Source organism: Halodesulfurarchaeum formicicum, assembly GCF_001886955.1.
Lineage (GTDB): Archaea > Halobacteriota > Halobacteria > Halobacteriales > Halobacteriaceae > Halodesulfurarchaeum > Halodesulfurarchaeum formicicum.
In genome coordinates this window covers 1,377,201-1,389,030 of the sequence record NZ_CP016804.1, presented here as the reverse complement: position 1 = coordinate 1,389,030, position 11,830 = coordinate 1,377,201, and the positions used below count along the sequence as shown (strand labels likewise).

The following is an 11,830-nucleotide window of genomic DNA, read 5'->3' as shown; positions in this document are numbered from 1 at the left end:
GTTAGATCGAGTTGATGAGTTCCACGAACTCCTCGATGTTCGGGAACGTGTAGATGGTCGCTTCGACGTCGACATCCGGGGCCTCCAGGGTCGAATCGAAGACCAGTGCGATCTCGTGTTCGCCCGCTTCGACGCTGTGCTCGACGATCGTGTCGCCCTCGGCCCGCAGCAGTTGGGGTGTCGAGATGTCGATGGTTCGCCCGAGGACGTTCGCCCAGCCGTCGATGAAGCCACTGGTCATGATGTTGCCGACTTCCTTGATCGCCGACCGTTCCATTTCCGAGTATGTCGGGCCGCCGCTCGGTTCGCTCCCGAGCATCGAGTGAGCCAGTTTTTTCGCGCTCTCATCCTCGAAGAGGATCAGTACTGACCCGTGTGGGTGTTCGAGCAGGGGCACGTTGACACCAACGACCCGCTCCCGGCCCAGATGCGCCCCCAGGTCCTCGATGTCAAGCACGTTGATCTTCGTGATCTGCATCTCCGTCTCGACGCCGGTGAGTTGGGTCAGATGCTCCGCAACCGTCTCGGCACCGGCCTTGGCGAGCCGATTGACGTCCCTGAGTCGTCGGATGTCGATCTTCGTGGACATGATCAGAGCGTCGCCACGTCGAGGATGGTCACCACGTCGCCCTCCCCGAGGACCGCCGCCCCGGAGAGGCCCGGAATGCCGCTCAAGATGCCCTCGAATGGCTTGACGACGACTTCCTCCTGTCCCTGGACGGCGTCACAGTGCAGCGCTACCTGGCGTTCCGTGTCCCGGATCTTGACAAGCATGCCGTCGCCGTTCCGGGTTTCACCGGGCACGTCGAGGGCGTCGCCCAGGCGCACGAGTGGATAGACCGTGTCGTCGTAGGTGACCACTTCCTCGCCGTCGACCTGTTTGAGCGGGCGCATCCGGCTGATCTCGTCGATAGTCTTGATCGGGATCCCGTATTTCTCCCCGCCGGACTCCACGAACAGCACCTTCACGATGGCGACGGTCACTGGCAGCGTGAGGGTCACAGTCGTCCCCTCGCCCGGTTCGCTCGTGACCGACACCGAGCCATCGAGTCGCGTGACGGTGTCGTTGACCACGTCCATCCCGACTCCGCGCCCGCTGACGTCTGTTACCTCCTCGGTGGTCGAGAACCCGGAGTGGAAGATCAGTTCGGCCACCTCGTCTTCCGTCAGGTCCTCCGCCTCTGCACTGTCGAGAATGCCCTTCTCGACGGCTTTCGTTCGAATCGCGTCGTGATCGACGCCCTGCCCGTCGTCGATGACCTGAATCTTCACCCGGTCCCGTTCGCGCTCGGCCCGGAGCGTGATCGAACCGGTCGGGTCCTTGCCGGCGGCTTCGCGTTTCTCAGGCGATTCGATCCCGTGGTCGACTGCGTTCCGCAGAATGTGCATCAGCGGGTCGCTGATCTCGGTGAGGATCGTGCGATCGAGTTCGACGTCGTCACCCTCGATCGTGAACTCGACCTGTTTGTCCTCCTCGCGGGCGAGATCCCGGACCAATCGGGGAAACTTCCCGACGATCTTCTTCATCGGGACCAGCCGCATGTCCATCACGGTGTCCTGGAGGTTCGAGGTGATCTTGTCCAGGTCGTCGAGTTCCTCCTCGGTCCGGCGGTCGTTCTCGCCGACGCTCCGCCGGAGTTTGATCCGGGTGGTCACTAGCTGTTCGACCAGGCCGTGGAGTTCGTCGAGCTGATCGACGTTCACGCGGACCGATTGGATCTCGCCGACCGAGTCCGTGCCCGACTCCCCAGCATTGTCCGCTGCCGTCTCCGTCTCGCTACCCTCGCTCTCGGTGTCGAGTTCCTGGACGGTAACGTTCGTGACGTCGCCGTTTTCCGCGATTTCCGAGGCGACATCGCCGGCGTCTGTTGCAAGTGCCAGCGTGAAGTCCGTATCGTACTCGCCGTCCTCGATCGCGTCGATCTCGGGGACGGCCCCGAGCACGTCGAAGGTCTCCTGGATGTCCTCCAGGACGAACATCGCGTCGACCCCTGGCATCTCCGAGTCGGCCATCTCCACTGTCGCCTGAACCACGCGCTCGCCATCGGCGTCCAGTGTCGCTGGATCGAAGGCGACGTCCTCGGTGGTCGATTCCTGGGCAGCCGTCTCGGTGGCCGGCTCGTCAGCTCCATCAAGGACCGCTCTGAGGTCCGTGATCGTCGGCCTGACGTCTCGGGCAACCTCGCCGTCGGCCTCGATCTCGTCGAGACAGGCCTCGATCTCGTCGACGCCGGCGAAGATGTGGTCCATCCGGTCGGCGGTGACCGCGATCTCGCCCTGGCGCATCGCGTCGAGGAGGTCCTCGACGGCGTGGGCGAGGTCCGAAGCGTCCTCGAAGCCCATCGCTCCGAAGTTGCCCTTCAGGGTGTGGGCCGTCCGGAAGATCCGCTCCATAGCCCCGTCGTCCTCGGGGTCGCTCTCGAGGGTGAGCAGCGCGTTGTTCAGCTCGGTGACGTGGTCTTCGCCCTCGCGGACGAATTCTTCGAGATAGTCTTCCATCAGGTTCGGTCCCGTATCGTGTCGAGAACGGCGTCGACGAGTTCGTCCGCCGGGTGCACCCCGTCGACACAACCGGTCTCGATGGCTCGGCCGGGAATGCCGAAGACCGCGCTCGTTTCCTCGTCCTGTGCTAGCACCTGGCCGCCGATAGCGTCGATCGCCTCGACCCCCGCCGCTCCGTCCGAGCCCATTCCCGTCAGGACGACGGCGGTGACTGGGTCGTCGATCGTCTCGGCGACGGATTCCATGGTCACGTCGATGGCCGGCCGCACGGAGTGAACGGGCGCGGACTGTTCGAGCCGGACCCGGAGCCGACCGCTACTGTACCCGCTCACGACCATGTGGTAATCGCCTTTCGCGATCAGTGCCTCGCCACCCCCGATCCGGTCCCCGTCGCTCGCTTCCCGGACATCGTAGGCCGACCGCCCGTCCAGTCGCTTCGCGAATCGCCCGGTGAACTGATCGGGCATGTGCTGAACCACGAGGACCCGGAAGTCTGCAGAACGCGGGAGGTCGGCGAGAATCGACTCCACGACGTTCGGGCCACCGGTCGAGGCTCCGATCACGAGGGTCGGATGGTCGACGTAGGTCCCCTCGCGATCGGCCGTCGATCGCTGCCCCGTCGAGATCGTTTGAGCGGTCGGATCGGATTGGGCGACCGATTCGACGGTGCGAACCAGCGCTTCGGCGTGGGCGGAGAGGTCAGTCGAGATGGTCCCACTCGGCTTCGCGAAGAAGTCGACGGCGCCTTTCTCCATGGCCTCGAGCGTGGCGTCGGCCCCGTCGGTCGTCAGCGCCGAGAGCATCATGATCGGGACCGGGTCGTGGTCCATGATCGCCTCGACCGCTTCGATGCCGTTCATCTCGGGCATCTCGACGTCCATCGTGACGACATCGGGGTCGTGGTCGGCGACGAGTTCGACCGCCTCGCGACCGTTTGCGGCCTGGGCGACGACGGTCAGCCCGGCGTCCTCGAGGATGTCGGTGATGACCGTCCGCATGAAATGCGAGTCGTCGACGACCAGGACGCGTGTCATGCCGCGAGCACGTCTTCGATGGCGTCCATCACGCTGGGCTTCTGGAACGGCTTGGTGATGTAGCCGTCCGCGCCCGCCTTGACCGCCTTCTTCATCTTTTCCTCCTGTCCGATGGACGTGCACATGATGACGTGGGCGCCGGCGTCGGCGTCCTTGATAGCCGCCGTCGCCTCGATCCCGTCGCGGATCGGCATCACGATGTCCATCATCACCAGGTCCGGGTGGTGCTCCTTGTACATCTCGACGGCTTCGACGCCGTTCTCCGCCTCGCCGACGATCTCCAGTTCGCCCTCCAGGATCTCGCGAAGGAGATTCCGCATGAACTCCGAGTCATCAACGAGAAGCACGTCCTGTGCCATACGTAGCCTGTTAGTACGAAGGGTATTATAAAGCCACCTTGCCCGTTATCAGATATGATTGTCGACTAGACGCCTGGTCCGTCAGTCGAGATTGCATCGATCAGCCGGGCGATGTCCAGCCAGAGCACCAGCGAGATGTCCTCAGGGACCCCATCCTCGTCTCCCTCTCCGAGGTGCTTTCGCAGCACGCCCTGGACGAGGTCGGCCTCGATCGCGCTGGTCTGGATGCCCGCCAGATCACCGTTCCGGTCGATCTGGGCGGGTGGATAGCTGGTGACCTCTTCGACGGACCCGACCCGGATCCCGATCTTCTGCTTGTCGCCGTCGCGATCCAGAACCAAAATGTTCGCGGCCGTCCCGTCGTTTTCGATCGCGAGGAACAGCGTCGGGTCCACCACAGCCGTAGTTTCCCCGCGAAGGTCCATCACGCCCTCGACCGCCTCGGGGGCCCGCGGCACTCTGGTGATCTGTTTTGGCTCGACGATACTGTCGACTGCGTCGATGTCGATCGCACAGCGTTCGGCTCCGAGCATGAACTCGACCACCTCCGTGGCTGGTTCCGCGGCAGTCTCCTCGCGCTTCTCGCGGGCCATCGCGGTATCGGAATCGGTGGCGGTCATCGTCGCTGTCCCAACCACCGGCAGAGCGGAGTATAATTGTTTCGCGACAGCTATCAAAATCGAAAGTCAGGGAAAGACCAGGCCGTCGTGCTCCCGAACCGTTTCCAGGAGGTCGCCGATCGAATCCTCGGGGTCGAGGTCGTGTTCCTCGAGGTACGCCAGCAGCCCCGTGACAGGATAGCGAACCCGGACGTTCGACTCCGAGAGCAAGATCCCCAGGGTGTCCTCGACCGCCGTTCCGTCCCCGACCTGCTGGGCGTACCACATGAGCAGGCCGTCGAAGGCCATTCCGATGTCGTCGGAGGCAAGTTGCTGATGGCTCACGTTCTCGCCCGTCTTGGCCGCGAGCCGGTAGGCGTACTGGCTGTCGGTTCGCCGCAGGTTCGCGCCGATCCAGCGTTTGACATCACTCCCCCGGAGCTCCTGGGACTCGGTCCCCGCGGCCCCCTGCTGAGTCGTCTTTTTCGTCGGTGCTTCGGTGTCCGGGGTCGACCGGCGGTGATCCTCTTCCGGTGACTTTCCCATCGCTGATTTGTCTACGTCCGGCCGGCCCTCCGCCCCGATGACGAACCGGCTCTCGTCCAGCTCTGCCACTTCTTCTTCCTCCCTGAAATCCAGGTCCTCGGGCGTGAGAACTGAGTCGTCCGGCATCTCCTCCTGATCCCGAGGCGGGTCCATACAACGACGTTTGACACTCAGGGTCATAAATCCACCCGGGCTACGCCGTTCTCAAAACCGAGAGGGGTGCCGGGCGTTTTAAGTGGATTATCCTCCCAAATCAGGGCATGGAACACAACGTGAGGTGGTCCCCGTGAACGAGGAGACAGTCGTCGTGAGCGACGGCGTCACGGTGACCAAGTCCTTCGACGCCGAGGAGTTCCCGGTCCCGGCCGTGACCTTCGCGGTCGAGTCGACCCGGGCGGAGCCGGTGGAGTTGACGATCACGGATACGATCCCCGAGGACTTTGGAATCGAGCAGATCGGGTTCCATCCGGCGTACGGAAGCGAGGACTGGACTGCGACCGGGAACGGTGAAGTCCGCTTCGAACGCACCGTCGAATCGGACGCGAGTTTCACCACACTCTATGGTATCAGAATGGCTGCCGACACCGAGCCGACACTCTTCCTCGAAAAACCGACCGTCGAGGTGAACGCGGGCACTCAGGCGGCGGTCCCCGAGACGGAATCCGAAGGGGAGGAGACAGACACCGTTGTTCCCGCCGAGAGCTCCGAACTGGTCCGGGAGCTGGCTCGCGGGGACCGGGAGAGTGTCCCTGGGCTGGCCGCGGAGACAGCCAGCGACGAACCTGGCGAGGAAGGCGGAGCCGACCCCAGCACGGAACCAGCCGACGCCGACGAGGCGGCCCGCAGGACTGTTGCTGGACTGGTCGAGGAGACCGTCACGGATTCCGAGACCGCCCCGGCGGAGATGTGGGCGGAGACAGACCAGTCCGAGCCTGATACTATGGCCGACGAGACTGAGTCCGATACTATGGCCGATGAGACTGATTCCGATACTATGGCCGATGAGACCGATCCGGAGACGGAAACGGCGGCCCAGACGGACGCCGGTGACCCCACGGCCGAGACGGCAGATGAACCGATCGAAGCGTCGGCCTCAGAGGCGGGCGTCGCAGCGTCCGCCTCCGAGGATTCGACACCGTCGGCGGTCGCCGACGCCGAACCAGTGCCTGCCGACGCCGCCGAGGACGAAGCCACTGATCCGACCCCCGAAACACCAATGAAGCCCGAGACCGAGTCCGAGTCGATTGCCACTGCACTCGCCGAAGAGATCGAGGCCGGAACCGTCGACCAGGAGGCGCTCGCGACGATTCGCGAGGCGGTCCGGACCGAGTCGCCGAGCGATCGCGTTCGGATCGAACACCTCCAGACCCGGCTCTCGGACCTGGAGGCGTATTCGGACGCGCTGGCGGAGTTCATCGACGACAACGGCAGCGCCCAGCAGGTACTCTCGGACCTGGAGGCCGAAATCGACTCCCTGGGCGCGGACTTGGCGCGCGTGGAGGAGCGCCTCGATGAGGCCGAGACTGACCGGGACACGATGAACGAGCACCTTGAGAACCTCACGGACACTGTCGAGGCCATCGCCGGCGTGGCCGAGCAGATCGAACGGTTGCGTGGGGACCTCGAGGCCCTCGACGAACGGGTCGATGAGGTGGAGTCCACGCAACTCGAACTCGAAGCCCTGTCCGAGCAGGTGGAGACCCTCGAATCGGAACTCGATGCAGTCCAGGAGTGGCGCGACCAGCTTTCGGACGTCTTCGGGTGACTGACACGATGACCACGATTCAAATCGTGATGGACGACCGCGTTGCCGGGACCCGACCGATGGGCTTGCGGGCCGAACACGGCTTTGCAGCGGTCGTTGGGGATGTCCTCTTCGACACGGGGCAGACCGGCGAAGCCGTCGAGAACGCCCGCCGGCTCGGACTGGAGCCGAGCTACGAGCAGATCGTATTGAGCCACGGGCACTACGATCACACTGGCGGCTTGCCCGCGTTTCTCGACGGCGCCGAAACCGTGTACGCCCATCCCGATGCGTTCGATCCGAAGTTCCAGGACGGGACGTACATCGGGCTCCCGTATCGGCGGGAACGACTGGCGGCCGACGTCGAAATCCACACCCACGACGGGCCGATCGAAGTCGCCGACGGAATTCACGCTCTCGGGGAAATCCCTCGACCCCATCCCGACAATCCGCTCGGGACGACGGTTCGTTCGGACGGCTCCCGAGAGGCCGATCAGATCGCGGACGACCAGTCACTGGCGGTGGAGACGGCGAACGGAATTGCCCTCGTCTGTGGCTGCTGTCACGCGGGATTGCGAAACACGATCGAACACGCAGAAGCAGTGACGGGCGAGCAAGTTCGGGCTGTCATCGGCGGGACACACCTGGTCGGATCGAGCCCCGCGGAGATCCAGGAAATCGCCGACTGGATCGGCAACCGACTCGATCTGTTCGCGCCCTCTCACTGCACCGGTCACGTGGGCGAGCGGATCTTCGCCGAGCGGTTCCCCGAGGCCTACGAGTACGTGGGTGTCGGGTCCACGATCGAGGTCTGATCAGAGCAGCCCTGCCGTTTCGAGGTACTCGTGGGCCACCACGCGGGGGTGGCGCTTCCCGATGTCGACCTGTCTGACCAGCCGACGGATCTCCGAGACGTCCTCGAAGGTGGGGCCGATCCGGTTGAGAACGTCCATGACCTCGGGGTGGGCCTGGACCAGGTCGTTTCGAACCAGCGGTGCCGGGTTGTAGATCGGGAAGAACTGTCGCCGATCGTCGAGTTCCTCCAGGTCGTGGATGTCGATGAGGGCGTCGACGGTCAGCCCCATGGTCACATCGACCGTCGACCGGCCGATCATCTCGTAGCGCTCCTCCGAGGCGTCGATCGTTGCCGTTCGCTCCCAGACTGCATCCTGGACGTCGGGCTCGAAACCGTGGGTCTCAAGCAGGCCGCGCCAGCCGTCGTCCCGGTCCCGGAAGTCCGGCCCGACCACGGCGGTGACTTCGCCGTCGTGCTCGTTAGCGTAGGTCGCCAGGTCGTCCAGGGAGTGGACACCCGTCTCCTCACACCAGACCCGGGGAGCGAGGATGCCGTAGGTGTTGTTATGGGTGGCTCGTTCGCCGTAGGTTAGCTTGTATGTCGACTCGATTCCCTGCTTGGCCGCCTCGTAGAGTTTGTGAGTGTCCGTGATGGACTCGGTTCGGTCGAGGAACTCCCCGTAGATCGTACCGGTGTACTCCCAGTAGAGGTCCAGATCGCCGTTCCGTAGCTGTCGGAAGTTCTCCTCGGTGACTCCGGTCCCCACCTGATCGACCGGTGAGAGGTCGGTTTCGGCTTCGAGAAGTTCGTAGGCGAGATAGGCGAGGATCTTGTTCGCGGTGAAGGGCTTGGAGCCGATGACGATCGGGGTGGATTCGGCTGCTCCGACACTCTCGCGAGTCTCCGAGTCGAGGGTGGTGACACCCTGGACGTTTCGGTAGTCGTACTCCCCGAGTTGCTCCTCGAGGACGGTGGCCTGTGCGGAGAGTGTCTTCACGTCGTGACCGATCGCGGCGAACTCGCCCTCCTGGGACTCCATCGATTGGACGACGCTGTCTGTCTCCTCGGTCGTCTGCTGGGCCAGGTCATACAGTTCGTCGGCCATCTGTGAGACCTGCTGGGCCGCTTCTGCCTGCTCGGCGGTCGCGTCGTTGATCTCCTGAACCCCGACGTTGGTCTCGGTGGCCTGGTCGGCGATTTGCTCCAGTGATTGGAGGGCCCCCTCGACAGTCTCGATTCCGCTGGAGACGTTCTCGGCCGTCGCGTCGAGTTCGGCCGCGGTGTCCTCGGCGTGACTGTGCACGTCGGTCAGCAGGCTCCCGATCTCGTCGGTCGCCTCCTGGGTCTCCTCCGCGAGGGACTTGATCTCCTCGGCGACGACGGCAAACCCGTCCCCGGCCTCGCCCGCCCGGGCAGCCTCGATGGAGGCGTTCAACGCGAGCAGGTTGGTCTGATCGGCGATGTCAGCGATGAACTCGACGACCTCGTCTATTTCGGCGGTCTGGTCGGTGAGATGCTCTGCAGTCTCGCGAGCCCCGGAGACGCCTGTTTCGATCTGATCGAGTTCCGCAACGGCTCGTTCCGCCGCTTTCCCGCCTTTCTCTCCCCGTTCGGCCATCCGTTCGGACTGATCGGCCACGTCGTCGGCAGTGGCCGTGACTTCCTCGATGGTCGCCGAAACGTTTGCCATCTCCGCGGAGACGGCCTCGACGTTGTCCTCCTGCTCGTCGGTCGCCTCGCTGATCGCCTCGGTCGATTGGCGGACGACCTGGCTCTCCTGGCGGACGTCCTCGATGCCGCGGGTCGCTTCCTGGCTCGTGTCGGTGACATCCCCGGCGAAGCGGTCGACGGTCGCGAAGGTGTGTTCGAGCGATTCGGCGACCGTATCCAGCAGCGATACCGCTTCGGCGAGTTCAGGGTCGTCCGGCGAGACGGCCGGTCTGGCCGTGAAGTCCCCCTCGGCCATGGCCCGAAGTACGGACTGGATCTCGCCGATTGCTTCGCGTCGGTCGTCCCTGGACTCCTCCCGGTCGGTGTCTGTCATTGATGTCGCGTTCATGAGTGTCTTTTACCCGAGTAGCGCCGACGGCTCGACCCAGACCACGAACCGATCATCCACTCTGATGACCCCGCGTGTGGTCGCCGAACTGGTCGACTCGTCGACGGCTGCCGACGTGACCGACAACACCTGGTGAACGTCGTCGATGAGCAGGCCGGTCCCGTCTTCGTCTGCCAGGACGACGATCCGCTGGCCGCTGGTTGTCGTGTCTACATCCAGGGCGACCGTGGGATCGATGATTGTGGTCGTCTCCCCGCGGAGATCCACGACGCCTTCGACTTCCGGAGCCGCGTTCGGAACGGCCGTGATCTCCTCGTCGGCGTCGACGATTTCTTCGACCTGTGTGATGTCGATGCAATATCGGTCGTCTCCCAGCGAAAATTCGAGGACACTTGTATCTTCGTTACTCATTATCAATCTGCTCATACCGGAACCGAATAAGGATTGGGGCTTGGCCCGTTAACTGGTAACTGTCAGCACATTTTCCCACGGAATAACGCCGGTACTCTTTTGCCACCCCCATGATTTGTCGTCAAGTGATGGATCCGGAGGCGGTGTTGCGTGTCCTTGGAAACAAGTACAATGCCCAGATACTTCGGGCAACCCACAAGCCGAAGTCCGCACAGGACCTCTCGGAGGAACTGGATATTCCGATTGCCACCTCCTATCGCCGAATCGAGGAGCTGCAGGACCACGACTTGCTGGCCCTCGAGGGCCAGGAGTTCTCGGATGAGGGCCGCCGGACCAAAGTCTATCGCCGCAAAATCGACGAGATTTCGGTCACCTTCGGCAACGGCGACTGCGAACTGGACCTGACCCGTCGGACGGAGGCCAAGAACAACCTCGTCGACGTATGGTCGGATTTACGGGACCAGGCCTGATTATTGAATGTTGTAATCGGTGGGCAAATTTTAAGTGCCAGTTGCAGGGATTTCTGCGTGTACCGTGGCCCCCATAACACTTATCGAGGCCCTCTTTGCAGCCTTCAGCGGCACGCTCGCCCTCGCTGGTCTCTCGGTTGTCGCGCTCGCCATTCAGGCCTACGCCGACGTCCGACAGGCCGCGATGCTCCACCTGTCGATCGGGTTCGTCCTGATCGTCGCGGCCGCGCTCGGGACGACAATCAGCACGTTCCTCGGCGATTACTCACAGGTGGTCGGTCTCCTGACGGTCAACTACGCCATCACGACCGTTGGGTTTCTCTTCGTCATGTACAGCATCGTCTCGCGAAACTAGCTCATCGCTCGAACCAGGACCGAACCCGACCGAGAAGCTGGGTTCGATCCGCTTCGTTTTCGAGTCCGGCCTCGTCGATGAGCGTCTCGAGGGGGACCTCCATGACCGGACCGGGGTCCTCGTCGATCTCCGCCCCGCTTTCCGGATCGACCCACTCGAATCCATCCGGATCCGCCGGTGAGTCCTCGCCGAATTCGAGTGTCTCCGCGAGCGATGCGGCGAGCCGTCTGTAGGCGACGGCTGCCGGCGTGGATTCGTTCTCGAAGACGACCGGAACGCCCGTTCGAATGCTCTTTTGAACTTCCCTGTCGGCCGGGACGCTGACCGTCACCGAGCCGGTGGTTCCGAGGGCCGTCGCGAGTCCCTCCACGTCGTCGAAGGACCCGGAGCCAGTCCCAGTGAGGACAGCTCCGACGACAGGCACTTCCAGCCGCTCGACGAGTTCGCCGGTCTTGGACGCGTCTGTCAGGGCGTGTAGCTCTGCCGTCGTGACTAAAAGGACGCCATCTGCCACGTCGAGTGCGGCGGCGACGTCGTCGCTCAACCCGGCTCCGGCGTCGAGGACGACCACGTCGAACCTCGATTTGAGTTGGGCGATAACCGCTTCGAGTGACTCCGTGCCGGCGTCGGCGTACTCGCGCAGGTCGGTCGCCCCAGGAACGACCGTGAGCCCGCGGGCCTCGTGCAGTGCGGCTGAGAGCGGTGCTCGCTCGGCGAGGACGTCATGAACCGTCGCCTCGGGCTGGGTGAGTCCGACCATCGCGCCCAGATTCGCCATCCCGAGGTCGACGTCGACGACCGCGACACGGTAGTCTCCGGCCAGGGCCGCACCGAGATTCACCGCGGTCGTCGTCTTGCCGACGCCACCCTTCCCGGAGGCGATCGCCAGGGCGTAGCCATCAGCGTCCGCGTCCGGCATGCTGTCCAGTGTTTTCTGTGTTTTATACATAAGTGT

Annotated in this window: 13 protein-coding genes; 4 read left to right on the top strand and 9 right to left on the bottom strand. The window is 63.8% G+C overall.

All coding sequences use genetic code 11. The annotated features are described in order from the left end of the window. Nucleotide 1 precedes the first annotated feature (1 nt). The 6 genes from HSR6_RS07205 to HSR6_RS07180 form a co-directional block, all read right to left on the bottom strand. A complete protein-coding gene (locus HSR6_RS07205) occupies nucleotides 2-589 on the bottom strand; it encodes a chemotaxis protein CheC (protein WP_070365231.1) in 588 nt (195 codons plus the stop codon). Between the two features lie 2 nt (nucleotides 590-591). Beyond that, nucleotides 592-2,499 carry a chemotaxis protein CheA gene (gene cheA / locus HSR6_RS07200; RefSeq protein WP_071933227.1) on the bottom strand — a complete coding sequence of 636 codons (1,908 nt, stop codon included), beginning with the start codon at nucleotides 2,497-2,499 and terminating at the stop codon, nucleotides 592-594. Then, nucleotides 2,499-3,536 (bottom strand): chemotaxis-specific protein-glutamate methyltransferase CheB, encoded by a 1,038-nt coding sequence (gene cheB / locus HSR6_RS07195; protein ID WP_070365229.1) that lies wholly within the window; start codon nucleotides 3,534-3,536, stop codon nucleotides 2,499-2,501. Before cheB ends, cheA begins: the two co-directional genes overlap by 1 nt. Beyond that, nucleotides 3,533-3,895 carry a chemotaxis protein CheY gene (gene cheY / locus HSR6_RS07190; RefSeq protein ID WP_070365228.1) on the bottom strand — a complete coding sequence of 121 codons (363 nt, stop codon included), beginning with the start codon at nucleotides 3,893-3,895 and terminating at the stop codon, nucleotides 3,533-3,535. The genes cheB and cheY overlap by 4 nt, the downstream gene beginning before the upstream one ends. Nucleotides 3,896-3,960: 65 nt before the next feature. Next, nucleotides 3,961-4,515: a chemotaxis protein CheW gene (locus HSR6_RS07185; protein WP_232502974.1), complete on the bottom strand. Its 555-nt coding sequence runs from the start codon at nucleotides 4,513-4,515 to the stop codon at nucleotides 3,961-3,963. 66 nt (nucleotides 4,516-4,581) lie between these two features. Then, nucleotides 4,582-5,193: a DUF7500 family protein gene (locus HSR6_RS07180; RefSeq protein WP_070365227.1), complete on the bottom strand. Its 612-nt coding sequence runs from the start codon at nucleotides 5,191-5,193 to the stop codon at nucleotides 4,582-4,584. A gap of 133 nt (nucleotides 5,194-5,326) precedes the next feature. Between HSR6_RS07180 and HSR6_RS07175 the strand changes: the two genes are divergently transcribed. Together HSR6_RS07175 and HSR6_RS07170 are read left to right on the top strand one after the other, a co-directional pair. Beyond that, nucleotides 5,327-6,805 carry a hypothetical protein gene (locus tag HSR6_RS07175; RefSeq protein WP_148661818.1) on the top strand — a complete coding sequence of 493 codons (1,479 nt, stop codon included), beginning with the start codon at nucleotides 5,327-5,329 and terminating at the stop codon, nucleotides 6,803-6,805. Nucleotides 6,806-6,813: 8 nt separating this feature from the next. Continuing rightward, nucleotides 6,814-7,599 (top strand): MBL fold metallo-hydrolase, encoded by a 786-nt coding sequence (locus HSR6_RS07170; protein WP_070365225.1) that lies wholly within the window; start codon nucleotides 6,814-6,816, stop codon nucleotides 7,597-7,599. Here HSR6_RS07170 and HSR6_RS07165 read toward each other — a convergent pair whose 3' ends face one another. Both HSR6_RS07165 and HSR6_RS07160 read right to left on the bottom strand, forming a co-directional pair. Further along, nucleotides 7,600-9,624 (bottom strand): glycine betaine ABC transporter substrate-binding protein, encoded by a 2,025-nt coding sequence (locus HSR6_RS07165; RefSeq protein ID WP_071933225.1) that lies wholly within the window; start codon nucleotides 9,622-9,624, stop codon nucleotides 7,600-7,602. It abuts the gene before it with no gap. Between the two features lie 24 nt (nucleotides 9,625-9,648). Beyond that, nucleotides 9,649-10,050: a chemotaxis protein CheW gene (locus HSR6_RS07160; protein ID WP_083426117.1), complete on the bottom strand. Its 402-nt coding sequence runs from the start codon at nucleotides 10,048-10,050 to the stop codon at nucleotides 9,649-9,651. 128 nt (nucleotides 10,051-10,178) lie between these two features. Between HSR6_RS07160 and HSR6_RS07155 the strand changes: the two genes are divergently transcribed. Next, nucleotides 10,179-10,520: an ArsR/SmtB family transcription factor gene (locus tag HSR6_RS07155; RefSeq protein WP_070365222.1), complete on the top strand. Its 342-nt coding sequence runs from the start codon at nucleotides 10,179-10,181 to the stop codon at nucleotides 10,518-10,520. Nucleotides 10,521-10,584: 64 nt separating this feature from the next. Further along, nucleotides 10,585-10,875, top strand: a complete 291-nt coding sequence (locus HSR6_RS07150; protein WP_232502973.1) for a DUF7521 family protein — start codon at nucleotides 10,585-10,587, stop codon at nucleotides 10,873-10,875. A 1-nt stretch (nucleotide 10,876) separates the two neighbouring features. Here the strand turns inward: HSR6_RS07150 and HSR6_RS07145 are convergent, their stop codons facing one another. Next, nucleotides 10,877-11,794 (bottom strand): MinD/ParA family ATP-binding protein, encoded by a 918-nt coding sequence (locus tag HSR6_RS07145; RefSeq protein WP_070365221.1) that lies wholly within the window; start codon nucleotides 11,792-11,794, stop codon nucleotides 10,877-10,879. Between the last annotated feature and the right edge of the window lie 36 nt (nucleotides 11,795-11,830).

What these genes read in the sequence shown, in the direction of transcription:
- HSR6_RS07205 (WP_070365231.1), bottom strand. Translation starts at nt 589, where the DNA reads ATGTCCACGAAGATCGACATCCGACGACTCAGGGACGTCAATCGGCTC.
- cheA (WP_071933227.1), bottom strand. Translation starts at nt 2,499, where the DNA reads ATGGAAGACTATCTCGAAGAATTCGTCCGCGAGGGCGAAGACCACGTC.
- cheB (WP_070365229.1), bottom strand. Translation starts at nt 3,536, where the DNA reads ATGACACGCGTCCTGGTCGTCGACGACTCGCATTTCATGCGGACGGTC.
- cheY (WP_070365228.1), bottom strand. Translation starts at nt 3,895, where the DNA reads ATGGCACAGGACGTGCTTCTCGTTGATGACTCGGAGTTCATGCGGAAT.
- HSR6_RS07185 (WP_232502974.1), bottom strand. Translation starts at nt 4,515, where the DNA reads ATGACCGCCACCGATTCCGATACCGCGATGGCCCGCGAGAAGCGCGAG.
- HSR6_RS07180 (WP_070365227.1), bottom strand. Translation starts at nt 5,193, where the DNA reads ATGGACCCGCCTCGGGATCAGGAGGAGATGCCGGACGACTCAGTTCTC.
- HSR6_RS07170 (WP_070365225.1), top strand. Translation starts at nt 6,814, where the DNA reads ATGACCACGATTCAAATCGTGATGGACGACCGCGTTGCCGGGACCCGA.
- HSR6_RS07165 (WP_071933225.1), bottom strand. Translation starts at nt 9,624, where the DNA reads ATGACAGACACCGACCGGGAGGAGTCCAGGGACGACCGACGCGAAGCA.
- HSR6_RS07160 (WP_083426117.1), bottom strand. Translation starts at nt 10,050, where the DNA reads ATGAGTAACGAAGATACAAGTGTCCTCGAATTTTCGCTGGGAGACGAC.
- HSR6_RS07155 (WP_070365222.1), top strand. Translation starts at nt 10,179, where the DNA reads ATGGATCCGGAGGCGGTGTTGCGTGTCCTTGGAAACAAGTACAATGCC.
- HSR6_RS07145 (WP_070365221.1), bottom strand. Translation starts at nt 11,794, where the DNA reads ATGCCGGACGCGGACGCTGATGGCTACGCCCTGGCGATCGCCTCCGGG.